This is a genomic window from Microbacterium sp. MMO-113 (assembly GCF_037148555.1).
Lineage (GTDB): Bacteria > Actinomycetota > Actinomycetes > Actinomycetales > Microbacteriaceae > Microbacterium.
This window is the reverse complement of sequence record NZ_JBBCTD010000004.1, coordinates 337,237-360,605: the sequence shown is the minus strand read 5'-3', so window position 1 is coordinate 360,605 and position 23,369 is coordinate 337,237. Positions and strand designations below refer to the sequence as shown.

Sequence of the window (23,369 nt, the reverse complement as noted above, 5' to 3'; positions counted from 1 at the left end):
GAGGCCGTCCGGTCTCACGGTAATGAAGGAGTCATCATCATGGCAGCAGTGTGCCAGGTGACCGGAGCTGTTCCCGGCTTCGGTCACAACGTCTCGCACTCGCACCGCCGGACGAAGCGTCGCTTCGACCCGAACGTGCAGAAGAAGACCTATTTCGTGCCCTCGCTCGGTCGTAAGATCACGCTCAACGTGTCCGCCAAGGGCATCAAGGTGATCGACGCGCGTGGCATCGAGAACGTCGTCAAGGACCTCCAGGCGAAGGGTGTGAAGCTCTAATGGCCAAGAAGGCTCAGGACGTCCGTCCGATCATCAAGCTGCGTTCGACGGCGGGTACGGGTTACACGTACGTGACCAAGAAGAACCGCCGCAACACCCCCGACCGCCTCGTGCTCAAGAAGTACGACCCGGTCATCCGTCAGCACGTCGAATTCCGAGAGGAGCGTTGATCCATGGCTAAGAAGAGCAAGATCGCGCGCAACGAGCAGCGCAAGGTCATCGTCGAGCGCTACGCCGAGCGTCGTGCCGAGCTGAAGAAGACCCTGGTCGACCCGAACGCCACCGACGAGGCCCGCGAGGCCGCCCGCGTCGGCCTGCAGAAGCTGCCGCGCAACGCCTCGCCGGCTCGCGTGCGTTCGCGCGACGTCATCGACGGCCGCCCCCGTGGTGTCCTCACGAAGTTCGGCATCTCGCGTGTCCGCTTCCGTGACATGGCGCACCGTGGCGAGCTGCCCGGCGTGACCAAGTCGAGCTGGTAAGCATCGAGCGAAGAAGGGCGAGGATCTCGGATCCTCGCCCTTTTTGCGTGCCCGGCGACGCAGGCGATCGCGCGGGATCAGGCGCGTGCGCAGGGGAGCGCCTGATCCCGCGCGGGTGCCTGACGGCGCGAGCGGGCGGCTGAAAACCTGTGGCACGAGTGGCCAATGTGACGCGACACGCCGGGAAATAGGTCGAAACCCGCGAAATGACGCGGAAATCCGGGTGGCCGTTGGTACATTCGAGGCGGTCACACGACCAACGGGGAGCACCCGCTCCTCGCACCCACACACGATGCGACGGTCCGTCGTCGCTGGAGGATGACATGGCTGACAAGTCCATCACCAAGACCGAGCTCGTCGCGAGCATCGCTTCCGCCACCGGCCAGAGCCAGGCCACCGTCTCCGGTGTCCTCGACTCGCTGTTCGCCACGGTCTCCGACGCCGTCGCCAAGGGCAGCAAGGTCTCCATCCCGGGCTGGATCTCGTTCGAGCAGGTCGACACGGCCGCCCGCACGGGCCGCAACCCGCAGACCGGCGCCGAGATCAAGATCCCGGCCGGCAAGCGCGTCAAGGTGACCGCCGGTTCCAAGCTCAAGGCTGCCGTCAAGTAAGACCGCACCTTTCGAAGGCCGCTCCCACTTCGGGGGCGGCCTTCGTGCTTCCTCCCGGCTGCGCGCGCCTAGGCTGGAGGGGTGAGTTCCCGCACCGAGACGCCGCGCTCGACGTCGGCGTACCGTCTCGCCGGCATCGTCATCCTCCTCGCCGCCGCCGGCGTCGCCCTCGTCTGGGCGCTGCTCGTCGGGGGAGGGGCGAACCCGCCGCTGCTGCAGGACCCCGGGCCCGTGGTGCTGTGGGGCACGCCGCTCGCGAAGCTCGTGATGAACCTCGCCGGTGCGCTCATGCTCGGATCGCTCGTGCTGGCCCTGTTCGGTCTGCGGGCGGGGGAGCGGACTTTCGACACGGCCCTGAACATCGCCTCGGTCGGCGCCGCCGTCTTCACGGTCGCCGCGGGCCTCGCTGGCTTCTTCTCGTTCATGGCCGCCTTCAACCCGCAGCTCAGCATCGAGCGCGAGTTCGGCTCGCAGCTCGGGCGCTTCCTGCTCGAGCTTCCGCTGGGGCAGTCCTGGCTGATCACGACGATCCTGGGCGCGGTCATCACGGTGCTCGCGTTCGCCTGGCGCACCTGGACGCCCACACTGCTCACGGCGCTGCTGGCCGCGGTGTCGTTCCTGCCGCTCGCGACGCAGGGGCATGCCGGCGACCTCGACGGACACAACATGGCCGTCAACTCCATTCTCCTGCACACGATCGGCGCGGCAGTCTGGCTGGGCGGACTGCTCCTCCTCGTGCTCCTCCGAGGGCAGCAGGGCCTCGATCTGCCCACGCTCGTCCGCCGGTACTCCTCCCTCGCGATCGCCGCCTTCGCGGTCGTCGCGGTCTCCGGCTTCACCCGGTCGATCGTCGCTGTCGGGAGCTGGGAGGCCGTGTGGACGACCCCCTACGGGCTCATCGTCGTCGTCAAGGCCATCCTGCTCGTCGGGATGGGGCTGCTCGGCGCCTGGTACCGCACGCGTCTCATTCCGAAGCTGAGCGGAGCGCGCGCGTCCCGCTGGTTCTGGGCGCTCGTCCTCGGCGAGGTGACGCTGATGGGCCTCGCCTCCGGTGCCGCGGCCGCGCTCGCGCGCACGCCCCCGCCCACCGGCGAGGTCGCGGCGTTCGCGCAGACCCCGGCGCAGATCCTCACCGGATCGCTGCTGCCGCCCGAGCTCACGCTGGAGCGCTGGTTCACGGCCTGGGACATCGACGTGCTGTGGCTCGTCGCTGCGGGCTTCGGACTCTTCTTCTATCTCGCGGGTGTGCGCCGACTCCGGCTGCGCGGCGACCGCTGGCCGATCCACCGCACGGTGTTCTGGGTGCTCGGCCTGCTGCTGCTGGTGTGGGTGACCGGCGGTCCCATCAACGCGTACCAGGAGTACCTCTTCAGCGTGCACATGCTGGGGCACATGATGCTCTCGATGGCGATCCCGCTGCTGCTCGTCTCCGGGGCGCCGATCACCCTCGCCCTGCGCGCCATCCACAAACGCGACGACGGCACGCGCGGCGGTCGCGAATGGATCATGTGGGCCGTCCACTCGCCGTTCGCGCGGGTGGTCACGCACCCGATCGTGGCGGCGGCGATCTTCATCCTCTCGCTCTGGGCGTTCTACTTCACCGACCTCGTGCGCTGGTCGATGTTCGAGCACCTCGGGCACGAGTGGATGGTCGCCCACTTCCTGATCTCGGGTTACCTGTTCGTGATGAGTCTGATCGGCGCCGATCCGGTGCCCTACCGTCTGCCGTATCCCGGCCGGCTCATCACCCTCATCGCCGTGATGGCCATGCACGCCTTCTTCGGCATGGCGATCATGATGCAGGAGGGGCTCATGGTCGCCGACTGGTTCGGCGCGATGGGTCGCGACTGGGGTGCCGACCCGATGACCGACCAGTACGTGGGCGGTGGCATCGCGTGGTCGATCGGAGAGATCCCGACCCTCATCCTCGCGATCACCGTCGCGATCCAGTGGAGCCGGAGTGACACCAAGCTCCAGCGGCGCCGAGACCGGCACGCCGATCGCACCGGCGATGCCGAGCTGGAGGAGTACAACGCGCGGCTCGCCGACCTCGCCGCCCGGGATCAGCGCGCGGCGGAGCGCCAGCGCCGCTGATCCGCTGCGGGGCTCACTCCACCGGGTCGTCCGGGGAGCCGACCCGGATCGAGGCCGAGCCGTCCGGGAGGATGGCGATGGAGCCGTTGACCCGGAAGGGCACGTCTTCGGACACCGGCTCCACGGACCCGTCGAAGAGAGACTGGATCTCGACCTCGACATGCGCCACGGCTGCGGTGGTCGGGATCTGCCAGTGGCCGTCGTCGGACGGCGCGACCATGATCTCCGGCTGCTGGGCGATGGACCATTTCGGTGGCGCAGCGATCCTGTTCTCGACACGCAGGCCGAACGGACACGCAGTGGGCTGCAGGACCTCCTGCGTGGTGCACGCCGTGAGGAACTCCTCGACTCGCTCCTGGACCACGTCGACGAACTCCTCCGTCGGCTCGGCCTGCACATCGAGAGGGGTCACGGCGAGCGGCTCGTCGGCGAGCACGCCGTGCCCGGAGGATTCCGCGATCGCGGTGTCGACCGTGACGGAGTAGAGCCCCGGGGTGAAGACCAGCAGCGGCAGAGGCTCGAGGGGTTGCGCCGCGGCCCCGGCGGCGGAGATCTGGCGGCGGTCGACCTCGAACCCGTTCACGGCGAACTGGTCGGCGCCGCGCACCGTGAGCTCGACGACGGCGAGGGGGCTGGTCGTGAACCGCCAGTTCGGCGTGATGCCGGCCCAGCCGTCCTGCGCGACGTGGAAGGTGCTCGTGCCGGAGTGGCCGCCGGCGTGGTAGCTGACGGTCACCGCTGTGCCGTCGCCGGAGGGCTCCTCCGATTCGACCTTGACGTCGCTGAGCGGACCGAGGGCCGAGCGTCGCAGCATCGCCTCGGACGCGGCGGGGTCGATGCCCGCCTCATCGAGGGTCTCCCGATCGATCGCGACCCCGGGCACGCGGAGGGCGTCGGCGGCCCGGCCCTCGGCGAGCAGATCGAGATAGCGGACCACGAACGCCGACGGGCCATAGAACTGCCGGTAGAGGGTCGCACCTCCCGCGCCGATCGCGGCCAGCAGGAGGACGCCGATGAGTCCGAGGATCGCCAGATCGGCGCCCAGGCGCGACCGCCGGGGCGCGCGCGTCCCGGCCCGCTCCATGCCGGTCAGTCTAGGAGGGCGTCCTGGGGGGACGCCGAGCGTCGGCGGACCCGTGCCCGACCGGGGCACGTAGCATGGGGGAGCGTCCCGTGTCCGCCCCACCAGCCCTGTGAGAACCGTGTCCCTTCCCGCCCTGTCCGAGGAGCAGCAGGAGCTGTTCCGGCTCATCGAGGACACCGCGGAGCACGTCTTCATCACCGGACGCGCGGGCACCGGCAAATCCACGCTGCTGCAGCATTTCGCCTGGAACACGAAGAAGCAGATCGCGATCTGCGCCCCGACCGGCGTGGCGGCGCTGAACGTCGAGGGGCAGACGATCCACTCCCTCTTCCGGCTGCCGATCGGGCTCATCGGTGACGGCGACATCGACCAGAACGACGCGACGCGACGCATCCTCAACGCCATCGAGACTCTCGTCATCGACGAGATCTCCATGGTCAACGCCGACCTCATGGACGCCATCGACCGGTCGCTGCGCCAGGCGCGCGGGCGGCGGGGCGAGCCGTTCGGCGGCGTGCAGATCGTCATGTTCGGCGACCCGTACCAGCTCGCTCCGGTCCCTCCGCGCGGGGATGAGGCACGGTACGTCAAGGACCACTACCGGTCATTCTGGTTCTTCGACGCGAAGGTGTGGGCAGGCCCTTCGACAAGCCCTTCGGCAGACTCAGGGACCCAGGGGGCGCTGTTCGAGGTGGATACCCGGGCCGATCTGCACGTGCGGGAGCTCGTGCAGATCCACCGCCAGTCGGACGACGGCTTCAAGTCCATGCTCAACGCCGTCCGCTATGGACGGGTCACGGCGGAGATCGCCGGGATCCTCAACGCTCAGGGCGCGCGCACCCCTCCGGACCCCGAGCCGGGCGAGGTGCCGATGATCACCCTCGCCACGCGCAACGACATCGTCAACAGCATCAACAGCCGGCATCTCGCCGCGCTTCCGGGCAAGGAGCAGACGGCGCGCGCGGAGGTCAACGGCGACTTCGGCCGCGGAGAGGCGTCCCTTCCGGCCGAGTCCGAGCTGAAGCTGAAGGTGGGTGCGCAGGTGATGTTCCTGCGCAACGACACCGCGATGACCGGAGAGCCGCCGCGGTGGGTCAACGGCACCATCGGCACGGTGACCCGCATCCTCGGCGGGACCGTCCGCGTGGAGATCGACGGTGAGGAGGTCGACGTCGAGCCGGCCGTCTGGGAGCGGTTCCGGTACGCCTACGACCCGAGCACGAAGAAGCTCTCCCGCGACGTCGTGGCTGAGTTCACGCAGTTCCCGCTGCGGCTCGCGTGGGCCGTGACGATCCACAAGTCGCAGGGCAAGACCTACGACCGCGCCGTGATCGACCTGGGCTCCGGGGCGTTCGCGCCGGGGCAGACCTACGTCGCGTTGAGCCGCCTCACGTCGCTGGACGGCCTCTACCTCTCCCGACCGCTGCGGCCGAGCGACATCCGCGTGGACGAGGACGTGCGGCGGTTCATGCGCGATGCGTGGCTCGCCGCCTCGACGCCCGAGCTGCCGCGGACCTGACCGCGACCGCCGGCTCAGGCGGCGGCGCGGGCGCGGTCGAGGTCTTCGAAGAGCTCGGTGTTGAAGCGGTAGGCGAGGAGCACCTCGTCGATGACGCGCTCGCGCTCGGCCTCGTCCCACGGAGCGGCGTCGAGCTGCTCGCGATACACGTCCTTGAAGGCGGAGGGGTCGGCGATGTCGTCGAAGAGGTAGAAGCCGATGCCGTTCGTCTCGAAGCCGAAGCGACGCGCCATCACCCGCCCGATGAAGATGCCGCCGGAGAGGTCGCCGAGGTAGCGGGTGTAGTGGTGCGCCACGAAGCCGCCCGCCCAGGTCGCGCCGACCTGACGGATGCGGTCGACATAGCGCTGTGTGGTGGGCAGCGGGGCGATCCGCGCGCGCCACTCGGGTCCGAGGAGGAAGGTGAGATCGGCCTCGAGCGCAGGGAGGCGCGTGAGCTTGTCGCTGAGGAACACGGAAGCCACCGGGTCCTGGCGCATGCGCTCGCCGGCACCTTCGAGCGCGTCGTAGATGAAGTAGTGCTGCGCGACCAGCGCGACGTAGTCCTCGCGCGACCCCTCGCCCTTGAGGAGATCGGACATGAAGCCCGCCGTCTCGCTGCGGGAATGCGAACCGGAGGAGCGCTCGCGGAGGGCGGCGGAGAAGGACAGGATCTCGGGCATGGCTTCAGTGTAAGGGCAGCCTAACCTTCGATGGAAGTCCGAGCTCCGCAGGGCGACTCAGTCGTGCGGCCGTGGTTCGACGCCCAGGCGCTCGCAGGCCGCGTCGTACAGCGCCACAACCTCTCGGCGCACTTCGCGGCGCTCGGTGATCGGGCCGCCGGGCCAGGGGACACGGAGCTCTGACGTCGTGCCGCCACGGGAGATCTCCCAGACGCCGACCTCGCCGTCGAAGCCGGTCATCACGGACGCATCGATCGCCTCCGCGGACGGTTCGGCGAAGGCGCGCGCGATGAGGAGGTTGTCGTCGGTGTGGTCGCCGTTCATGTGGCGGAGGACGGCGGTGATCACGTCGGCATCGAACTCATGGGGCACAGGGACACCCTACGACGACGCGCGGGGCCGACTTTCAGCATCCGCGTTCTAGACTCAGGAGACACGTCTTCGGGGGTTCCCACACATGCAGCTTCTCTCGTCGCGCCGGTGGCGCGCCGCAGCGGCCACGGCGGCCGTTCTCGGTCTCGTCCTCACCGGATGCTCCTCCGAGGGCTCCTTCAGCTATACGCCGCCCGCGCAGGTCGACGCCACGCTTCCCGACGACACGGTCGCGGCGCTGCAGGGCGCGGTCGACAACGCGCTCGCGGCCTCCGGGGCCAGCGGGGCGATCGTCGGGGTCTGGGTGCCGTGGAGCGGCACCTGGGTCGCCGCTACGGGCACGCAGGACAAGGCGGAGGGCGGCGAGCTCTCGACCGACATGTCCTTCCGCATCGCGGACATCACGCGACTGATGACCTGCGACGTCCTCTACGCGCTCGCGGACGAGGGCACCGTCGAGCTCGACGCGACGGTGCCGGAATACGTCTCCGGTGTCGCCGACATGTCCGACGTCACCCTCGTCGACCTGTGCAACGGCACCAGCGGCGCCGGCTCCTCCGAGGCGACGGTCAAGAGCGCGTGGCTGAACACCCCGGAGCGGGTCTGGGCGCCCCTCGAACTCGCGGGTTACGGTCTCGGCCGCGCCCGCATCGCTCCGCAGACCACGTTCCGCGACTCCGACGCCGGCTACCTCCTCCTCGGCCTCGCGCTGGAGCGCGCCTCGGGGATGAGTGCGCGCGAACTGATCGCCGAGTACGTCACCGAGCCGCTGGCGCTCGCCGACACCTCGCTGCCGTCGCCCGCCGCGGCGCCGCCGTCGGAGGGGTCGTCGCTCAGCGGGCACTACATGGGAGCGGTCGAGGGCGGTTTCAACTGCGCAGCGCCCATCGACATCACGACGATGTCCTCCAGCACCGGGTTCACCGACTCGGGAGCGGTGTCGACGATCACCGATCTCGGCCGGTACATGCAGGCCGAGGCCAAGCAGGTGCTGCGCACCAAGGACGAGCCGGACCGCTTCGGGGCGCCGCTGCCCGCCTACGACAAGGCGCCGTCGTGGTACCAGGCGACGGGTGGCGCCTACATCGTCGGCTCCATGATCGGTCAGCACGGCTGGACTCCCGGCTATGCGACGGCGGCGTACTCGGACCCGACGACCGGCTTCACCGTGGCCGTCGTGCTGAACGATTCCACCGCCGGGGCACGCTTCGCTCAGCAGCTCTCCTGGGAGCTGGCCGCGATCGCCTCCAAGGCTCCCGCGGCATCCGGCGAGACGGCTCCCGAGTTCGGTCTGCCCTACACGGCCGAGCAGTACCACAAGGCCACCACGGACGCCGCGCTCGTGTGCGTCCCCCCGGCCGGCTGAGCGGAGCCCGGACGAGCAGGAGGGCCGTATGGCGATCGTGGACAACGCCGTCTACGTCGACGGTGTGCGCGCCGAGGATCCCGGCAGCCTGAACGACACGTTCGAGCGGATCCGGGAACGGCGGGGCATGGGGTGGATCGGCCTCTACCGGCCGAGCGCGGAGGAGGTCAGGGCCGTCGCCGACGAGTTCGGCATCCACGAGCTCGTCGTGGAGGACGCGCTCTCCGGGCATCAGCGCGCCAAGCTGGAGCGGTACGGCGATGTGCTGTTCATGGTCCTCCGGCCCGCGCGCTACCTCGACGAGCGCGAGGAGGTCGAGTTCGGCGAGGTGCACGTGCTGGTCGGGCCGGATTTCGTCGTGACGATCCGTCATGCGGAGTCGCCGGACCTCGGTCGGGTGCGGCGCCGGCTCGAGGCCGATCCCGCTCTGCTCGCTCATGGCCCCGAGGCGGTGCTCTACGCGATCCTCGACGAGGTGGTCGACGAGTACTCGCCGGTCCTGGCCGGCCTCGAGAACGACATCGACGAGATCGAGGGTCAGCTCTTCGAGGAAGACGCGGATGCCACGCAGCGGATCTATGATCTCGGTCGCGAGGTGATCGACTTCCAGCGGGCGACCCAGCCACTGGCCGGCATGCTGGAGGCGTTGCTGCGCGGGTCGGAGAAGTACCGCGTGAGCGAGGAGCTGCAGCGGTACCTGCGGGATGTCCTCGACCACACGCTGCGTGTGAGCGACAAGGCGACGACCTTCCGTTCGGTGCTCGACAACGCCCTCACGGTCGAGTCGACCATCGTCGCGCGTCGGCAGAACGACGAGATGCGCCGGATGACGGAACTGAGCATCCGCCAGAACGACGAGGTGAAGAAGATCTCCGGGTGGGCGGCCATCCTCTTCGCTCCGACGCTCGTCGGCACGGTCTACGGCATGAACTTCGACCATATGCCCGAGCTGCACTGGGTGTTCGGGTACCCGATGGCGGTGCTGCTCATGGTGGCGATGGGGGTCGGACTGTACGCGGCCTTCAAGCGCAAAGGCTGGCTGTAGCGTCGCCGGCATCGCGGAGATCGATTCGTTCGGATACCCTCTAACATGTTAGACGTATCCGTTCCGGCTGATCTCCTGAGGACTGGTGATGCTCCCTTCGGAACCCCTGTCCCGTGCTCGCGTGCCCGAACGCTCCCACGTGCGTGGCCTCACCGGCCTCCGGGCGCTCGCCGTCGTCGCGGTTCTGGGATTCCACCTGGTGCCGGCGGCGGTCCCCGGCGGGTTGATCGGGGTCGATGTGTTCTTCGTCGTGAGCGGGTTCATCGTCACCCGCCTGCTGCTGAGGGAGCTGGCCGCCACGGGCCGGATCAGGTTGGGGGCCTTCTGGGTACGGCGCGCCCGACGCATCCTCCCTGCCCTCGCGGCGATGATCGCCGTCATCGTGCCGCTGGCGTTCGCGGTCGATTCGGACCTGTTGACCGGTATCCGGCGCCAGCTCATCGGCGCGCTCACCTTCAGCTTCAACTGGGTGTCGATCGCCGCCGACGGGGATTATTTCGCCGACGAGCAGCCCGACATCTTCATGAACCTCTGGTCCCTCGCGGTCGAGGAGCAGTTCTATGTCCTGAGCCCGCTGCTGGTCGTGCTCGCTCTTGTCTGCTTCCGGATCCGCCGACGCTCCCTCTCGGTCGTCGCTCTGGGGCTGGCAGCCGTCTCCGCCGTTGCGATGGGGGCGCTGAGCGGAGACCCGTTCGGCTCTCCGACCCGGGCCTACTTCGGCACGGACACGCACGCCTTCGGGCTGCTGATCGGCGCGGCGCTCGCGCTCGCCCTGGGGCCGGATGACCTCGCCGTGCCGTCCCGTCGCTCTCGCGTCTTCCGCACCCTCATCGGGAGCGCCGCCCTGGGGACCCTCATCGTGATCGCCCTCACGCTGTCGTCCGCGGGGGGACTCCCGACACGGGGAGGTCTGCTGCTGTCGAGCGTCGCCGCCGCCGGTCTCGTGTGGTCGGCAGCGACGGTGCCGGCGCTCGGGCGCTGCCTCGACATGCGGCCCCTCCGCTGGGTGGGCGAACGCTCCTACGCGCTCTACCTCTGGCACTGGCCCCTGCTCTTGATCCTCGGCGCCACCCCACTCGTCGGCGCCACCCCGCTGCTCGTGCTCGCAACGGTCGCGCTGAGCGTCGCCGCGGCGGCCGCCTCGTACGTCTTCATCGAGAGCCCCTTCCGGCGCGCGCCGCGGTCAGGACCTCGCGCGGATCGGCCCCGAAGGGCGACGCGGGTCGCCGCCGGTGCGCTGGCGGGGGTCCTCGTGATCGCCGCTCTCGGGATCGCGGTGGTGCGAGGCGATGCGTCGGAGGCGGAGCAGCTCGTGGCACGCGGAAGGCAAGCGGTGGAGGCGCTGCCCTCCGCCGCCGAGAGCAGCGCGCCGGCGACAGACACGCCGGCGCCTCCCAAGCCCCCGTCGTCATCGTCCCCCGCACCGCGGACGCCCGCGGTACGGGGGACGGACATCACCGCCATCGGGGACTCCGTCATGCTCGCGGCCGCGCCGGCTCTGCAGCGGGGATTCCCGGGGATCGCCATCGATGCTGCCGTGTCGCGGAGCATATGGGCGGCTCCGGATATCCTGGGACGCCAGGCCGATGCCGGCACCCTCCGGCGGTATGTGGTGATCGGTCTGGCGACGAACGGCGAGATCCCGATCGGAGTCCTCGAGAAGGCTCGGGCGAGGATCGGCCCCGACCGTGTTCTCGTGCTGGTGACCGGCCACGCCGACCGCGGATGGATCGCCGCCGCGAATGCGGCGCTCGCTGCCTTCGCGGCGAGGTCCCCGCGGACGGTGGTCGCGGATTGGGATGCTGCGATCACCAGCCGCCCGGGCGCACTCGCTCGCGACGGGATCCATCCCCAGCCGGAGGGCGGGCAGATCTATACGGACGTCGTCCGTCGCGCGATCGCCGCGGCGCGTGTCGCAGGGCCGGGCGCGCGCTGAGCGACTCTGCGGGTTGCACGGGTCCACCGCGAACGCGACATGACCCTGAAGCGAGCCGGCGCTCGTGCGTGCGGGGTCAGTCCTCCCCGTCGGCCTCGGGCATGCCGGGACCAGGGCCGGGACGCACCTCGGCGTCGTCTCGGATGTCGATGCGGGTGTTGCCGTCGTGCTCCGAGACGTCCACGCGAGGCGCGGCGTCGGCCTCCGTGGCGTCGGGGGCCGAGGTCAACTGATCGTGACGGTTCTGCTCGAACGTCTCGTCGGCGGTGTCATCGGGCGTGCTCATGGCTCTCCTTCGTGTCGGCGGTCTTCGAGCGGTTGCGGGTCCACCGGGCGACAGCGTAGAGCACACCGCCGACGGCGAGGAGGATGGCGCCGAACAGCCACACCTGCGGGCGCTGCTGGGTGAGCAGCAGGATGCACGACGCGATGCCGAGCACCGGGACGAACGTCCATACGCGGAAGTGGTCGTGCGCGACCGTGTCGCGGCGCAGGACCAGCACCGAGATGTTGACGCTGAGGAAGACGACCAGCAGCAGCAGCACGACGGTCTCGGCGAGCGTCGCGAGGTCTCCGACCAGTGTGAGGCCCATCGCCACGAGCGTCGTGGTGAGGATCGCGACCCACGGGGTCTTCCGCCTCGGCAGGACGCGCCCGAGCGCGGACGGCAGGAGGTTCTGCTCCGCCATGCCGTAGGTGAGGCGGCTGACCATGATCATCGTCAGCAGGGCTCCGTTGGCGACGGCGATGAGCGCGATGAGGCTGAACAGCCACGACGGGACGCTGACCCCGGTGGCCTCGACGACCGCGAGCAGCGGACCGCTGGACTCCTGCAACTCGGAGGCCGGCAGGGCGACGGCGCTGGCGATGCCGACGAGCACGTACACGACACCGGCGGTGAGGAGCGCCCCGAACAACGCGCGCGGGTAGGTCCGCCGCGGGTCCTTGACCTCTTCGATCATGTTGGCCGAGGTCTCGAAGCCGACGAACGAGTAGTACGCGATCACCGCGCCGGAGAGGACCGCCAATGCGACGTTCGCCCCCTCGGGCACCTGCGTCGCCCGGGACAGATCGCCGCCCCCGCCGCCGACGAACACCGCCACGACGACGATCACGATCACGAGGCCGCTGAGCTCGATCGCCGTCATCACGAGGTTCGCGCCCATCGACTCGCGGATGCCGCGGGCGTTGAGCAGCCCGACGATCGCGAGGAAGACGATCGCGACCGGGATGGTCGGCAGGTCGACGAAGGTGCTGAGGTAGTCGCCGGCGAAGGCGATGGCCAGCCCGGCCGCGCTCGTCACCCCGGCCGCGAGCATGCTGAAGCCGACGAGGAAGGACACCAGCGGGCTGCGGAACGCCCGCTCGGCGAACACCGCGGCCCCGCCCGCGCGCGGGTACTTGGTGACGAGCTCGGCATACGACCCTGCGGTGAGCATGGCGAGGAGGAGGGCGAGGACCAGCGGTGCCCAGAGCAGGCCGCCCACGTCTTCCGACAGCACGCCCATCAACGCGTAGATCCCCGCGCCGAGGACGTCGCCGAGGATGAACGCGAACAGCAGGGGGCCGGTGATGGCGCGGCGCAACCGGGTGGGTGTCTCGGCGCGCGGCTCGGTCTGGACGGTCATCCTTGCACGGTACGGTCCGGAGCTACGGCGGGCGACGGGCTTGACAGTGCCGCCGCCAATGAGCCAGCGAGAGCCGACCGCGCGCTATCCTCGGTGCCGCAAGGCGGGTCGTCGCCCGGGCCGTTCCGGGGAGACGGGGGGCCGCCTGCGATCCCACAGAAGGACACCATCATGATCGGTACACCTCGCAAGGCGCTCGCGGAAGCGGTCGCCACGTTCCTCTTCGTCCTCGCGATCATCGCCGCGGTGAACAGCGGAAGCCCGCTCACTCCGCTCGCGATCGGCTTCACACTGATGGTGCTCGTGTACTCCACGGGCCACATCTCGGGTGCCCACCTCAACCCGGCGGTCTCGCTGGGCGTGTTCCTGCGCGGCGGGCTCAGCGTCGCCGACTTCGTCTCGTACCTCGTCGCGCAGTTCGCCGGCGGGGCGCTCGCGGCTGTCGTGGCCCTCGCCGTCTGGCCGGCCGGCGAGAAGGCGATGGTCATCGAGGTCGGTCCGGCATTCCTCGTCGAGGCGCTGTTCACGCTGATCCTCGTCTGGGTCGTGCTGAACTCCGCCACCTCGAAGGACACGGCGGGCAACTCGTTCTACGGGCTCGCGATCGGTGCGACCGTCTTCGTCGGGGCGGCGACGGTCGGCTCCATCTCGGGTGGCGGATTCAACCCGGCGGTGGCCCTCGGCCTCTCGGTCAGCGGGCACTTCGCGTGGGGCTCGCTCTGGCTGTACATCGTGGCTCCCGCGGTCGGTGCCATCATCGCCGCCCTGCTGTTCCGCGTGCTCAACGCCGACGATGCGCGGAAGATCGCCGCGGACGCCGAGTAGAAGCCTCGCCTCGGAGCGCCGCATCCCTCCCGGGTGCGGCGCTTCGTCGTCTCGTCAGCGGGGTCGGCTCCGTCGGCGCAGCGCCGCGGACGTGACGGCCACCACCGTTCCGACGACCACGCCGATGATCGTCTCCAGAACGCGGTCGGTCAGCAGGTCGGCGACCGGAGTCGGCGCGGCCAGGTGCACCATCAGGAGGGCGAGCGGGGTGACGAACACCATCGCGATGCCGTAGTTGCGGCCGATGAACAGTTCGGCCGTTCCCTGCAGGACCACGACGACGGCGATCACGGCGAGCGCCGGCATGTCGAGGGCGAGGATCCCGGCGGCGACCAGCACGCCGAGCAGCGTGCCGACGAGGCGCTGGATGCCGCGGATCACGCGGGCGTTGAGCTGCGCGCCGCTGACCGCGGCCACCGCGCCGACCGCTGCCCAGTACCAGTGGGTGCCGCCGAGGAGCAGGCCGACCACGCCCGCTCCGACGATCGCGGCGGCGACCGAGGCGGCCATCTCGGCGGCGACCGGCCCGACGGACGGGCGCGCCTTCTGTGCCGCCTCCGCCGTGGTCCGGGTGACGAGGGCGACGAGGGCGGTGAGGGCGAGGCCGAAGAGCACGCTCGCCCCGCCGACGAGCAGGACCGCGCCGAAGGAGGCGCCGGTGGCGGGGATGGTCGCGCACGCCCCGGTCGCGAAGACCGTGAACAGCGGCCCGGGCGGGTGCCACTGCAGGACGTAGGCCAGCAGCGTCACGGCCGCAGCGACGAGTGCGACGACGACGATGCTCAGCACGGCGGGGGCGGCGAGGACCGACAGGGCCGTGCCGATCAGCATCGCGCCGAGTAGCACCCCGCCGGCACTGGCCTGCATGCGGATCCGGTCGCGGAAGACGTCGTGCCGACCGTAGAGAGCGGCGAAGGCACCGAAGCTCGCATAGATGCTGAGGTCGAGCCGGCCGACGGCCCACAGCACGAGGAGCGGGACGGCGACACTGACCGCGGCGCGCAGGGCGACCCGGTGATCCCCGCGGTGCGGGCCGACGCGGAGAACTCCCGTCCACACCCGTCCCTGCGATTCCGTCACCGATCAAGCCTACGTCCGTCGCCCGGCGACGATGTGCGAGGGTGGGAGGGATGACCACTCCGCCTCCGCCGCGCCGCACCCTCCTGGTCGGCTTCGGGAAGCTCGGCACCCGGCTCGCTCCGCTGCTCCTCGCGGACGGCGGTGAGGTCCTGGCCCTCCGCCGCCGTGAAGGACCCGTGCCGGACGGTGTCGAAGCGATCTCGGCCGACCTGACCGCTCCGCTCACGGCGCCGCTGCCCGAGGTCGACGCCGTCGTGATGACGCTGCCGCCCGGGCCGGACGTGTCGTCGTATCGCACGGCGCTCGCGAACCTCGCGGCAGCGCTGCCGACCCGGCCGGCGCGGACGGTGTTCGTCTCGTCCACCGGGGTGTTCGACGGCACCGGGAGTGCCGAGCCTGTGACCGAGCGCATCGAGCCGGTGCCCACCACCGACCGGGGCCGCGGTCTGCGGGACGGCGAGAAGGCGGCCGTCGAGCTCTTCGATGCGCTGGTCGTGCGTCCCGCGGGCATCTACGGCCCCGGGCGCGAGTTCCTCCTCCGGAAGGTCAGGCAGGGGGCTCCCGTCACGCACCGCCGGCGCACGAACCGCATCCACGAGACCGATCTCGTACGCATTCTCGACCTGCTGCTGCGGATGCCGGAGCCCCCGGCGCTCGTGCACGCCGTCGACCAGGCGCCTGCTCCGCTGGGAGACGTCGTGACCTTCCTCGCCGACCGCCTCGGCGTGCCCGTGCCCCCGGACGACGGCGGTGCGGCGAGCGGCTTCGTCTACGACGGCTCGCTGGTGGAGGCGGTCCTCGGCAGGCTCGACTACCCGACCTACGAGGACGGCTATGCGGAGATGATCGCGAGGGACTGAGACCGTTCCGAGCGTCCGTCGTCCGGCGTACCGTGGGCGCATGACGAATGCGCAGACGGCCGTCGAGGTCGTCGACTGGCGGCGACGGGTGTTCGCCCTGTACGAAGCGGTGCGACGGGCCGACTCCCCGGAGGAGGCGCACGAGCTGTGGCGGATCGAGCGCGACGAGCTGCTGCTGCGGCACCCGGCGACGCCCCTCCTCCCGCAGGACAGGGCGCAGTTCGAGGGGCTGCCGATCGCCTCGTACGACGCCGCCTGGCGGTTCGAGCTCCCGATCCTCGACACCGATCCGGCCACGTTCGAGTTCGCGACGGGGACGGACGGCATCGTGCCGTTCGAGCGCGTCGGCGTCGTGGAGATCCCTGACGTCGGGTCTCTCGACGTGTGGCGGCTCGCCTCCTACGGTGGCGGCCTGTTCGTGCCGGTGCGCGATGCCTCCGCCGGGCAGAGCGGGGGGACGTACGGCGGCGGGCGGTACCTCATCGACACGATCAAGGGCGCTGACCTCGGGGCCGACCCGCGCCGCGGCACGCTCGTGCTCGACTTCAACTTCGCGTACAACCCATCCTGCGCCTACGACCCGGCGTGGGCGTGCCCGCTGGCGCCACCCGGCAACGTGCTGACGGTGCCGATCCCGGTCGGAGAGCTCCGATGAGAGCGCTGCGGTACGCGATCAACGTGACGCTCGACGGCTGCTGCCATCACGAAGCCGGACTCCCGCCCGACGAGGAGTCGATGCGCTTCTGGACCGCGGAGCTGCAGCGCGCCGACGCCCTTCTCTACGGTCGGGTGACGTACGACATGATGCGGGCCGCGTGGCGGCGTCCGGAATCCGGGGTCTGGCCGGACTGGATGGAGGAGTGGGAGACGCCCTTCGCCGAGACCATCGATCGCCTGCCGAAGCACGTGGTGTCGGCGACGCTCGATGCCGTCGACTGGAACGCGGACCTCGTGCGCGGCGACCTCGCCGAGGCCGTGCGGGGGCTGAAGGATCAGCCGGGGGAGGGCTTGTCGGTCGGCGGAGTGGCTCTGCCCGCGGCGCTCGCGGACCTCGGGCTGATCGACGAGTACCTGTTCGTGGTCCACCCGGTCGTCGCGGGGCATGGTCCCCGGCTGCTCGATGGCGTGCACGAGCGTCTTCGGCTTGAGCTCGTGGAGCGGCGGGAGTTCCGCTCCGGCGCCGTCGCGCAGCGGTATCGGCCTGCCGAAGTGCTCCCTGCATAGAGTGCCCTGGTACGGTATGCGCAAGCCCGCAACCGGGCCCGCGGACGAGGGCGCAGTACCCGCTGAGCGACAAGACTGACCAAGAAGGGTCGTCGGGTGTCTCAGCGCGGGAACCGTGCGGTCGAGGTCCTTCTTGTGCGCCCTCCGCGCGAGCAGAGAAGGACAGCACATGAACATCCGTCCGGGACGCGGCCCCGAGCCGCTCGTCGATGAGGCCACGATCCATGCGATGGAAGTGGTCTTCACCAGCCTGATCGTGGCCGCCGGGGTCGCGATCTCCTTCGTCGCCGTGGTCGTGCTCCGCGGCCTCTATCGGGGACAGCGATGAAGCGCGGAGCGCGCGTGTCGACGGCCGGCGCCCTCGGGGGGATGCTCATGCTCCTGACCGGATGCGCGGCGTCGGAGGCGCCGGAGTCCGGACCACCGGTGATCGAGCACGTCCACGCCGTGGCCGAGGCGCCCACGGGTGACGCGCTGCTCATCGCCACGCACAACGGTGTCTTCACCGTGGACGCGGACGGTGCCCTTGCGGGACCCGTCGGCGGCCATGACTTCGACGCGATGGGGTTCACGGTCGCAGGGCGGACGCTCTTCGCCTCCGGACACCCCGGGCCGTCCACATCGCCCGACCTCGGTGAGGGGAATCTCGGCATCATCCGCAGCGACGACGGGGGCCAGACCTGGGCTCCGGTCGCCTTCACCGGGGTCGAGGACTTCCACGTCCTGACGGCCGGTCCGGACGGCACCCTCTACGGCATCGGGTCGAGCGGTCCGGAGCTGCTGACGAGCGTCGATGAGGGCGTCACCTGGAGCAAGGGGCCGCAGCTGGAGGCGGTCGACCTCGCGGTGACGGATGCCGGGATCCACGCGGCGACGGAGTCGGGGCTCCTGCACAGCAGCGACGGGCGAGCGGGTTTCGAAGCACTCGCCGGGGCGCCGGTGCTGTACTCCGTCGACGCACGGGCGGACGGTCGTCTCGTCGGCGTCGATGTGGAGGGTGCTCTGTGGGCGACGGACGCCGACGGGGCCTGGGCGACGGTGGGGGTCGCCGAGGGCCCTGTGCAGGCGTTGAGCGCGGTCGGCGCGGAGCGGATCGTGATCGTCGACGAGCGCGGCGTGGTGGACATCGCGCCGGACGGGGAGACCGTGCTCGTGTCGCTCATCCGCGAGTGAGGTCGGGGGCGGCCCGCCGGGAGGCCGGTCGCCCCGGCCACCAGATGCGGTCGCCGACGAGAGCGAACAGCGCAGGGACGATCACGGTCCTGACCACCAGCGTGTCGACGATCACGCCGACCCCGACGATCAGCCCGAGCTGCCCGAGGGTGACCAGCGGCAGGACGCCGAGTGCCGCGAACACGGCGGCGAGCACGATCCCGGCGCTCGTGATGACGCCGCCGGTGTGAGCAACCGCTTCCACCATGCCGTCCCTCGTGCCCCGCAGCGCCGCTTCGCTCCGGGCGCGATGGACGAGGAAGATCGTGTAGTCGATGCCGAGGGCGACCAGGAACAAGAAGGCCAGCAGCGGGACGGGGAGATCGAGTGCGTCCTGCCCGAACAGCAAGCGACTGAGCCAGGCCCCGGCGCCGATGGCGGCCACGGCACTCGCCACGTTGACGGCGAGCAGCAGCAGCGGCGCGACCAGCGACCGCAGCAGGAACGCCAGCACCAGGAAGCTCACCGCCAGGACCAGGGGCACCACGACGCCGAGGTCCGCGAGGTTCCCGGCACGGGCGTCGAGATCCGTCGCCACCGCGCCGCCGACGACCGCCCCCGCCCCCGGCACATCGTGCACGGCGGCCCGGAGTTCCGTGATCTGAGCCAGGCTGTCGTCGGTGCTGGGCGCATATTCGCTGGTCACCAGGATCTTCGTGAGCTTCTCGTCGTCCGTCGTCCCGACCGGAGTGGCGCGGACGATGCCCTCCACGTCGCGCGCCGCGGTGAGGACGGCTTCGGCTTCGCCGCTGTCCGTGACGATGAGGATCGGCTGCGCCTCCCCTGCCGGGAAGTGCTTCGAGAGCACCTCGAGACCCGTCGCGGACTCGGACGGGACCCGGAACTTGTCGACCTGGTCGAGCCCGACGGTCGTCCCGACGAGGCCGACCGTCATCACGGCCAGCAGGGCTGCACCCCCGAGGAGGCTCACGACCGGCCGGCTCACGACGCGCGTCGCGATCGTCCGCCACACTCCGCCGCGCCGTGCGGCAGCTCCGGGACGAGGGACGAACGGCCAGAACACCTTCCGTCCGCACACCGCCAGCAGGGGAGGCAGCAGGAAGAGGACGGACGCCAGGGCGACCAGCAGCCCGATGGCGGACGAGACGCCGAGTCCGTGCGTGCCGGGGATCACCGCCAGGGCGAGTGTCAGGAGGGCGAGGACGACCGTGAGGTTCGAGGCGAGGATTGCCGGAGCGGTCCGGCGCCAGGCCGTGCTGAGCGCGCGGCGGTGGTCCGTCGTGGTGGTGAGCTCCTCCCGATACCGCGAGATCAGGAGCAGGGCGTAATTGGTCCCGGCGCCGAAGACGAGGACGCTGATGATCCCGGCATCGAACTGCAGGTCCCACGCGGAACCGGCAGCCGCGGTCAGTCGTCCGGCGAGCCCGTCTGCCAGGCCGACGGCGGCGAGCGGCAGCAGCCACAGCACCGGCGATCGGTACGTGACGATGAGGAGCACCGCGACGATCAGGACGGTCACGAGGAGCAGAGTGAAGTCGGCGCCTTCGAAGGAGGCGGCGATATCGGCGCCGAACGCCGGTCCGCCGGTCACGAGCAGGGTAATCCCGTCCGGTGCGTGCTCGTCGATGTCGGCGCGGAGCGCCGCGACCACAGCGGCGGTGTCGGTGCTCGTCTGGCCGACCGCGATCGGTGTCACGAGAACCGCGGCCTTCTCGTCCTCGCTCACGAGAGGCCCGGTCGGATCCGCGTCCGCGTGCGAGCCGAGCACCGGGAGGAGGCCTTCGAGCGCGGCGACGTCGGGTGCCGAGAGCGTCGCGCCGTCGTCGCGCGACGCGACCACGATCACGGACTGCCGATCCGCGTTCGGGAACTCCGCCAACAGCGCGCTCGTGCGCGCCGATTCCGACCCTGCGGGGGCCTGCTCGTTGCCGGCGGGTGCCTTCGCCGACCCGAACAGGCCGAAGAGAGTCATCATGATCAGGAGGACCGCGCCGAGCGTGATCCAAGCGCCGCCACGGGAGGTCATCCACTCAGGAAAGCGCCGAAGAGCGCGAGAATCTGCCATACCTGCCACTCCACCAGGAGCGTCGTGCGGCGACATCGTCAAGACGATGGAGGGAAGTCTCCCTCTTTCGATGGATGCCGGTCGGGCGGCGTTGGGCATGCCGAAGCGGTCGCATCGCAGCGAGGATCAGAGAGGTCGGGAGTCATGGCGTGAGGCGGGTGGCGCGTGGCAGTATCACCTCATGGTGGGATCCTCGAAGCTCGCGTCTGTGCTGTATGTCGAGGACGATCCGGATATCGCGGCGATGACGGTCGAGGTGTTGTCGGAGGCATATCGGGTCGATCATGCGTCCGATGGCGGGGTCGCTCTGCGTTTGGCGCTGGGTAACCGGTATGACCTGATGGTGGTGGACAGGCGGCTGCCGGGGATGGATGGTGTCGATCTTGTTCGCGCGGTGCGCACGGCGCAGATCACGACCCCGGTGCTCATGCTGACGGCTCTGGGCGCGGTGGATGACAAGGTCACGGGGCTCGACGGTGGGGCGAACGACTACCTGGTCAAGCCGTTCGACTACGAGGAGCTGCTGGCACGCTTGCGCGCACTGCAGCGCGCTTTCCAATCGGGTGGGGCGCGGCGCGAGCTGGGTGAGTGGAGTTTCGTCCCGACAGCACAGGCGGTCTTCGACCCGTCGGGGTACCGGATCGCGCTCACGGCTACGGAGAGCACGTTGCTGGAGGTGCTCAGCGGGAGTCCGGACCATGTGTTCAGTCGAGAAGAGATCCTCCGGGCAGTGTTCCCTGCCGGTGATTCCGCGAGTTCCGTGGACACGTATGTGCACTATGTGCGGAAGAAGACGACTCCCGAGATGATCGAGACGGTCAGAGCGCGCGGGTATCGGGCGGGGAACCCGTCATGAGTGCGCAGAGAGACCCGGATGCGGAGGAGGTGCGGCGGGCCGCTCGGGTCGTCGCGGTCTGGGTGGGCGTCTCGTCCGGGGTGATCGTCCTCGGAGGTGTGCTGATTCTTCTCGCGGTGGTGCTGTCGTCGTCGCGCCGTGAGGGTGAGAGGCACGAGGGCGGATGGTTCCCGGGTGCGGCCGGCGACGACTTCGTCGTCGACATCAGTGTTCTCGTGCCCGCCGTGGTCCTGCTCGGCCTGGTGGGGGTGCTGTTGCTCGCCGTGGTCGCGAGTATCGCCGCGCGGCGAGCAGCACTCCCGCTGAGCGACGCTCTGCGCCGGCAACGACAGTTCGTCGCGGACGCGAGCCATGAGCTCCGCACGCCACTGACCGCGCTCACGAGCCGGATCCAGATCCTGCAGCGCCGTCTGCACCGCGGCGAGGACGTGACCGCGACGGCGCGGGAGCTGCGAGGAGACGCGGATCGCATGCGCGACGTCCTCTCCGACATGCTCCTCGTCGCAGAAGGACAGGAGTTCGCCGGGGAATCTGCAGTCCTCGGTGATGCCGCCCGCGACGCCACCGCCGCGATCCGCTCCCTGGCGGACGACGCGGGCGTGAGGATCGACGTCGACGTCGTGGACGCCATCGTGCCCGTGCCGCCGGTGACTCTCGTGCGGGCCCTGGTCGCACTCCTGGATAACGCGGTCGCGCACTCACCAGCCGGCGGCTCGATCGAGCTCTCAGCGCGGCGGTTGGCCAGCGGGGTAGAGATCCGTGTGGCGGATCATGGGGCGGGGATCTCCGGTATCGACCCCGCTGAGGTGTTCGAGAGGTTCGCTCGCACTCCCGACAGCGGCCGTGGGCGCGGATTCGGGATCGGGCTCTCGCTGGTGCGGGATATCGCACAGCGCGCCGGAGGAAGCGTTGTGGTCGAATCGACGTCCCCGGGAGGGACAGTGTTCCTCCTCACGCTGCCCACGACGACGCCGAGGTGACCTCGACAGGTGTCGAGCCGATCCACCGCGCTATCGCTCCGCCATCCGTGACGAGCAGCCCGGTCTTGGTGTGGGAGGCGGCGATCCAGGTGGTGTCGGAGGGGCCTGCGGCGACGGCGGCTGTCGCCCAGACGTCTGCGTGCGCGAGACTGTCGGCGACGACGGTGACAGAGGCGACGCCGTGCGCGCGGTGACCGGTGCGCGGATCGATGATGTGGCTGCCGCGTTCGGCCGGACCGGACGTGGCCACAGCACCATTCGTCACCTGCATCGTCGCGAGGACGCTCCCGGGGCGGCGGGGGTCTGCGATTCCCACGTCCCAGACCCAGTCCGAGCCCTGTGCGGTGAACAGTTGCAGGTCCCCTCCGGCGTTGATGCCGACGGCCCGAGCCGATGCGAGAAGAGGGGCGAGGTGACGCCTGCTCGCGTGCTCCACCGCCCAGCCCTTGACGTACCCGGTGGGGTCGAACCCGCCCCTCCACGACGCGGAGAAGAGCCCGCCGGTGGCGTGTTCGTAGTCGGCGCACGCGGCAGCGACCGCTGCCACGCGCGGGTCAGCATCCTGGATGCGGAGGGCGCCGGCCCGGATGCGACTGATATCGGAGTCGGCCCGGTAGGGCGAGAACACGCGGTCGACGTCGCAAAGCTCGGCGACGCACGTCTGCACCGCATCCCGTGCGGCGGCGTCGTCACGCGGGTCGACGATGTGGATGCTGATGGCGGTGCCCATGATGTGCTCGACGTGCACGTGGATGTCTGGAGCGGTCATTGTTGTGCCTGATCGATAGCGCTCTGCAGCGAGCTCGTGTATCCGTCGCTGGTGTAGGTCGCGCCGGACACCATCTGGATGTGTGCGCTCTGGCCCTGGACGGTCTCGGAGACCAGTAACGGGATCGCATGCGCGTTGATCTGTTGGTCTCGACCGTTGCTGTCGGGATACCGGAGCGCTTGCGCGTCGGTGATCTTCCCTCCCGACACGGTGATCTGCACCTGGACGGGACCGTAGCGCGTCTGCATGGTGTCACCGGTGAACGTCCCGTCCGTGAGCCCCGCCGTGGTCCCGCCCGCGGCGGTCGATGCCGACCCGCTGGTGCTCTGGGTGGTGCCGCTAGCGGGGCTGGCGATGTCGGAGGGAGGAACAGCGTCGAGGGAGGTGCGGTAGCTGAACAGGAGGACGATCCCGCTCAGTGTCGCGACGAGTGCGTAGATGATCTTCTTCATGGCGATGCTCCCT

General features: G+C 70.1%; 26 protein-coding genes and 1 riboswitch. Of the genes, 17 read left to right on the top strand and 9 right to left on the bottom strand.

The window, feature by feature from the left end:
- Positions 1 to 39: 39 nt before the first annotated feature.
- From rpmB to WFJ36_RS15410, 5 genes are all read left to right on the top strand, one after another.
- Positions 40 to 276, top strand: a complete 237-nt coding sequence (rpmB, locus tag WFJ36_RS15430) for a 50S ribosomal protein L28 (RefSeq protein ID WP_025102729.1) — start codon at positions 40 to 42, stop codon at positions 274 to 276.
- Entirely contained in the window at positions 276 to 446 is a 171-nt protein-coding gene (gene rpmG / locus WFJ36_RS15425; protein WP_017203558.1) for a 50S ribosomal protein L33, read from the top strand. The genes rpmB and rpmG overlap by 1 nt, the downstream gene beginning before the upstream one ends.
- 3 nt (positions 447 to 449) lie before the next feature.
- Positions 450 to 755: a 30S ribosomal protein S14 gene (gene rpsN / locus WFJ36_RS15420; RefSeq protein WP_017829734.1), complete on the top strand. Its 306-nt coding sequence runs from the start codon at positions 450 to 452 to the stop codon at positions 753 to 755.
- A gap of 323 nt (positions 756 to 1,078) precedes the next feature.
- On the top strand, positions 1,079 to 1,366 hold the full coding sequence (locus tag WFJ36_RS15415; protein WP_017203554.1) for an HU family DNA-binding protein: 288 nt from the start codon (positions 1,079 to 1,081) through the stop codon (positions 1,364 to 1,366).
- A gap of 81 nt (positions 1,367 to 1,447) precedes the next feature.
- Positions 1,448 to 3,460, top strand: a complete 2,013-nt coding sequence (locus WFJ36_RS15410; RefSeq protein WP_083391769.1) for a cytochrome c oxidase assembly protein — start codon at positions 1,448 to 1,450, stop codon at positions 3,458 to 3,460.
- A gap of 13 nt (positions 3,461 to 3,473) precedes the next feature.
- Here the strand turns inward: WFJ36_RS15410 and WFJ36_RS15405 are convergent, their stop codons facing one another.
- Complete coding sequence (locus tag WFJ36_RS15405; RefSeq protein WP_071329344.1) at positions 3,474 to 4,544, bottom strand: hypothetical protein; 1,071 nt, start codon at positions 4,542 to 4,544, stop codon at positions 3,474 to 3,476.
- A gap of 118 nt (positions 4,545 to 4,662) precedes the next feature.
- Here WFJ36_RS15405 and WFJ36_RS15400 point away from each other — a divergent pair, with 118 nt between their 5' ends.
- A complete protein-coding gene (locus WFJ36_RS15400) occupies positions 4,663 to 6,063 on the top strand; it encodes an ATP-dependent DNA helicase (protein WP_336643650.1) in 1,401 nt (466 codons plus the stop codon).
- Between the two features lie 14 nt (positions 6,064 to 6,077).
- On the opposite strand, the gene WFJ36_RS15395 is transcribed toward WFJ36_RS15400, so the two are convergent.
- On the bottom strand, positions 6,078 to 6,725 hold the full coding sequence (locus tag WFJ36_RS15395; protein WP_336643649.1) for a biliverdin-producing heme oxygenase: 648 nt from the start codon (positions 6,723 to 6,725) through the stop codon (positions 6,078 to 6,080).
- A gap of 57 nt (positions 6,726 to 6,782) precedes the next feature.
- Positions 6,783 to 7,097, bottom strand: coding sequence for a DUF2470 domain-containing protein (locus WFJ36_RS15390; RefSeq protein WP_218138562.1), 315 nt, complete (start codon positions 7,095 to 7,097; stop codon positions 6,783 to 6,785).
- A gap of 85 nt (positions 7,098 to 7,182) precedes the next feature.
- On the opposite strand from WFJ36_RS15390, the gene WFJ36_RS15385 reads away from it, so the two are divergent.
- The 3 genes from WFJ36_RS15385 to WFJ36_RS15375 all read left to right on the top strand — a co-directional run bounded on the left by WFJ36_RS15385 (position 7,183) and on the right by WFJ36_RS15375 (position 11,444).
- Positions 7,183 to 8,463 (top strand): serine hydrolase domain-containing protein, encoded by a 1,281-nt coding sequence (locus tag WFJ36_RS15385; protein WP_071329341.1) that lies wholly within the window; start codon positions 7,183 to 7,185, stop codon positions 8,461 to 8,463.
- Positions 8,464 to 8,491: 28 nt separating this feature from the next.
- The gene (gene corA, locus WFJ36_RS15380; protein WP_071329340.1) at positions 8,492 to 9,508 is read left to right on the top strand and encodes a magnesium/cobalt transporter CorA; all 1,017 of its coding nucleotides are present in this window, start codon (positions 8,492 to 8,494) and stop codon (positions 9,506 to 9,508) included.
- Between the two features lie 121 nt (positions 9,509 to 9,629).
- Positions 9,630 to 11,444 carry an acyltransferase family protein gene (locus WFJ36_RS15375; RefSeq protein WP_292791095.1) on the top strand — a complete coding sequence of 605 codons (1,815 nt, stop codon included), beginning with the start codon at positions 9,630 to 9,632 and terminating at the stop codon, positions 11,442 to 11,444.
- A gap of 76 nt (positions 11,445 to 11,520) precedes the next feature.
- Here the strand turns inward: WFJ36_RS15375 and WFJ36_RS15370 are convergent, their stop codons facing one another.
- On the bottom strand, positions 11,521 to 11,730 hold the full coding sequence (locus WFJ36_RS15370) for a multidrug transporter (protein ID WP_071329338.1): 210 nt from the start codon (positions 11,728 to 11,730) through the stop codon (positions 11,521 to 11,523).
- Positions 11,714 to 13,072, bottom strand: a complete 1,359-nt coding sequence (locus WFJ36_RS15365; protein ID WP_292791091.1) for an APC family permease — start codon at positions 13,070 to 13,072, stop codon at positions 11,714 to 11,716. Before WFJ36_RS15365 ends, WFJ36_RS15370 begins: the two co-directional genes overlap by 17 nt.
- A 171-nt stretch (positions 13,073 to 13,243) precedes the next feature.
- On the opposite strand from WFJ36_RS15365, the gene WFJ36_RS15360 reads away from it, so the two are divergent.
- On the top strand, positions 13,244 to 13,897 hold the full coding sequence (locus WFJ36_RS15360) for an MIP/aquaporin family protein (protein ID WP_071329336.1): 654 nt from the start codon (positions 13,244 to 13,246) through the stop codon (positions 13,895 to 13,897).
- A 54-nt stretch (positions 13,898 to 13,951) separates the two neighbouring features.
- Here WFJ36_RS15360 and WFJ36_RS15355 read toward each other — a convergent pair whose 3' ends face one another.
- The gene (locus WFJ36_RS15355; protein ID WP_292791088.1) at positions 13,952 to 14,977 is read right to left on the bottom strand and encodes an FUSC family protein; all 1,026 of its coding nucleotides are present in this window, start codon (positions 14,975 to 14,977) and stop codon (positions 13,952 to 13,954) included.
- A 50-nt stretch (positions 14,978 to 15,027) separates the two neighbouring features.
- Between WFJ36_RS15355 and WFJ36_RS15350 the strand changes: the two genes are divergently transcribed.
- The 5 genes from WFJ36_RS15350 to WFJ36_RS15330 all read left to right on the top strand — a co-directional run bounded on the left by WFJ36_RS15350 (position 15,028) and on the right by WFJ36_RS15330 (position 18,234).
- On the top strand, positions 15,028 to 15,837 hold the full coding sequence (locus WFJ36_RS15350) for a sugar nucleotide-binding protein (protein WP_071329334.1): 810 nt from the start codon (positions 15,028 to 15,030) through the stop codon (positions 15,835 to 15,837).
- 40 nt (positions 15,838 to 15,877) lie between these two features.
- A complete protein-coding gene (locus tag WFJ36_RS15345) occupies positions 15,878 to 16,492 on the top strand; it encodes a DUF1684 domain-containing protein (protein ID WP_071329333.1) in 615 nt (204 codons plus the stop codon).
- Positions 16,489 to 17,061, top strand: coding sequence for a dihydrofolate reductase family protein (locus WFJ36_RS15340; protein WP_336643648.1), 573 nt, complete (start codon positions 16,489 to 16,491; stop codon positions 17,059 to 17,061). The genes WFJ36_RS15345 and WFJ36_RS15340 overlap by 4 nt, the downstream gene beginning before the upstream one ends.
- Before the next feature lie 19 nt (positions 17,062 to 17,080).
- A riboswitch (guanidine-III (ykkC-III) riboswitch) is annotated at positions 17,081 to 17,144 on the top strand.
- Positions 17,145 to 17,230: 86 nt separating this feature from the next.
- Positions 17,231 to 17,389, top strand: a complete 159-nt coding sequence (locus WFJ36_RS15335) for a hypothetical protein (RefSeq protein WP_331201420.1) — start codon at positions 17,231 to 17,233, stop codon at positions 17,387 to 17,389.
- Complete coding sequence (locus WFJ36_RS15330) at positions 17,386 to 18,234, top strand: F510_1955 family glycosylhydrolase (protein WP_336643647.1); 849 nt, start codon at positions 17,386 to 17,388, stop codon at positions 18,232 to 18,234. Before WFJ36_RS15335 ends, WFJ36_RS15330 begins: the two co-directional genes overlap by 4 nt.
- Here WFJ36_RS15330 and WFJ36_RS15325 read toward each other — a convergent pair.
- Positions 18,221 to 20,260 (bottom strand): MMPL family transporter, encoded by a 2,040-nt coding sequence (locus WFJ36_RS15325; RefSeq protein WP_336643646.1) that lies wholly within the window; start codon positions 20,258 to 20,260, stop codon positions 18,221 to 18,223. The genes WFJ36_RS15330 and WFJ36_RS15325 overlap by 14 nt on opposite strands.
- Positions 20,261 to 20,480: 220 nt before the next feature.
- Between WFJ36_RS15325 and WFJ36_RS15320 the strand changes: the two genes are divergently transcribed.
- Together WFJ36_RS15320 and WFJ36_RS15315 are read left to right on the top strand one after the other, a co-directional pair.
- Positions 20,481 to 21,155 (top strand): response regulator transcription factor, encoded by a 675-nt coding sequence (locus WFJ36_RS15320; protein ID WP_071329428.1) that lies wholly within the window; start codon positions 20,481 to 20,483, stop codon positions 21,153 to 21,155.
- On the top strand, positions 21,152 to 22,135 hold the full coding sequence (locus WFJ36_RS15315; protein ID WP_292791068.1) for a sensor histidine kinase: 984 nt from the start codon (positions 21,152 to 21,154) through the stop codon (positions 22,133 to 22,135). The genes WFJ36_RS15320 and WFJ36_RS15315 overlap by 4 nt, the downstream gene beginning before the upstream one ends.
- Here WFJ36_RS15315 and WFJ36_RS15310 read toward each other — a convergent pair.
- Together WFJ36_RS15310 and WFJ36_RS15305 are read right to left on the bottom strand one after the other, a co-directional pair.
- Positions 22,107 to 22,904: an FAD:protein FMN transferase gene (locus WFJ36_RS15310; protein WP_071329328.1), complete on the bottom strand. Its 798-nt coding sequence runs from the start codon at positions 22,902 to 22,904 to the stop codon at positions 22,107 to 22,109. The genes WFJ36_RS15315 and WFJ36_RS15310 overlap by 29 nt on opposite strands.
- A complete protein-coding gene (locus WFJ36_RS15305; RefSeq protein ID WP_292791064.1) occupies positions 22,901 to 23,356 on the bottom strand; it encodes an FMN-binding protein in 456 nt (151 codons plus the stop codon). Before WFJ36_RS15305 ends, WFJ36_RS15310 begins: the two co-directional genes overlap by 4 nt.
- Positions 23,357 to 23,369 lie beyond the last annotated feature (13 nt).

Excerpts from the sequence above, each read along its gene's own strand:
- rpmB (WP_025102729.1), top strand. The coding sequence starts at position 40 with ATGGCAGCAGTGTGCCAGGTGACCGGAGCTGTTCCCGGCTTCGGTCAC.
- rpmG (WP_017203558.1), top strand. The coding sequence starts at position 276 with ATGGCCAAGAAGGCTCAGGACGTCCGTCCGATCATCAAGCTGCGTTCG.
- rpsN (WP_017829734.1), top strand. The coding sequence starts at position 450 with ATGGCTAAGAAGAGCAAGATCGCGCGCAACGAGCAGCGCAAGGTCATC.
- WFJ36_RS15415 (WP_017203554.1), top strand. The coding sequence starts at position 1,079 with ATGGCTGACAAGTCCATCACCAAGACCGAGCTCGTCGCGAGCATCGCT.
- WFJ36_RS15405 (WP_071329344.1), bottom strand. The coding sequence starts at position 4,544 with ATGGAGCGGGCCGGGACGCGCGCGCCCCGGCGGTCGCGCCTGGGCGCC.
- WFJ36_RS15395 (WP_336643649.1), bottom strand. The coding sequence starts at position 6,725 with ATGCCCGAGATCCTGTCCTTCTCCGCCGCCCTCCGCGAGCGCTCCTCC.
- WFJ36_RS15385 (WP_071329341.1), top strand. The coding sequence starts at position 7,183 with ATGCAGCTTCTCTCGTCGCGCCGGTGGCGCGCCGCAGCGGCCACGGCG.
- corA (WP_071329340.1), top strand. The coding sequence starts at position 8,492 with ATGGCGATCGTGGACAACGCCGTCTACGTCGACGGTGTGCGCGCCGAG.
- WFJ36_RS15370 (WP_071329338.1), bottom strand. The coding sequence starts at position 11,730 with ATGAGCACGCCCGATGACACCGCCGACGAGACGTTCGAGCAGAACCGT.
- WFJ36_RS15365 (WP_292791091.1), bottom strand. The coding sequence starts at position 13,072 with ATGACCGTCCAGACCGAGCCGCGCGCCGAGACACCCACCCGGTTGCGC.
- WFJ36_RS15360 (WP_071329336.1), top strand. The coding sequence starts at position 13,244 with ATGATCGGTACACCTCGCAAGGCGCTCGCGGAAGCGGTCGCCACGTTC.
- WFJ36_RS15350 (WP_071329334.1), top strand. The coding sequence starts at position 15,028 with ATGACCACTCCGCCTCCGCCGCGCCGCACCCTCCTGGTCGGCTTCGGG.
- WFJ36_RS15345 (WP_071329333.1), top strand. The coding sequence starts at position 15,878 with ATGACGAATGCGCAGACGGCCGTCGAGGTCGTCGACTGGCGGCGACGG.
- WFJ36_RS15340 (WP_336643648.1), top strand. The coding sequence starts at position 16,489 with ATGAGAGCGCTGCGGTACGCGATCAACGTGACGCTCGACGGCTGCTGC.
- WFJ36_RS15335 (WP_331201420.1), top strand. The coding sequence starts at position 17,231 with ATGAACATCCGTCCGGGACGCGGCCCCGAGCCGCTCGTCGATGAGGCC.
- WFJ36_RS15330 (WP_336643647.1), top strand. The coding sequence starts at position 17,386 with ATGAAGCGCGGAGCGCGCGTGTCGACGGCCGGCGCCCTCGGGGGGATG.
- WFJ36_RS15325 (WP_336643646.1), bottom strand. The coding sequence starts at position 20,260 with ATGACCTCCCGTGGCGGCGCTTGGATCACGCTCGGCGCGGTCCTCCTG.
- WFJ36_RS15320 (WP_071329428.1), top strand. The coding sequence starts at position 20,481 with ATGGTGGGATCCTCGAAGCTCGCGTCTGTGCTGTATGTCGAGGACGAT.
- WFJ36_RS15315 (WP_292791068.1), top strand. The coding sequence starts at position 21,152 with ATGAGTGCGCAGAGAGACCCGGATGCGGAGGAGGTGCGGCGGGCCGCT.
- WFJ36_RS15310 (WP_071329328.1), bottom strand. The coding sequence starts at position 22,904 with ATGACCGCTCCAGACATCCACGTGCACGTCGAGCACATCATGGGCACC.
- WFJ36_RS15305 (WP_292791064.1), bottom strand. The coding sequence starts at position 23,356 with ATGAAGAAGATCATCTACGCACTCGTCGCGACACTGAGCGGGATCGTC.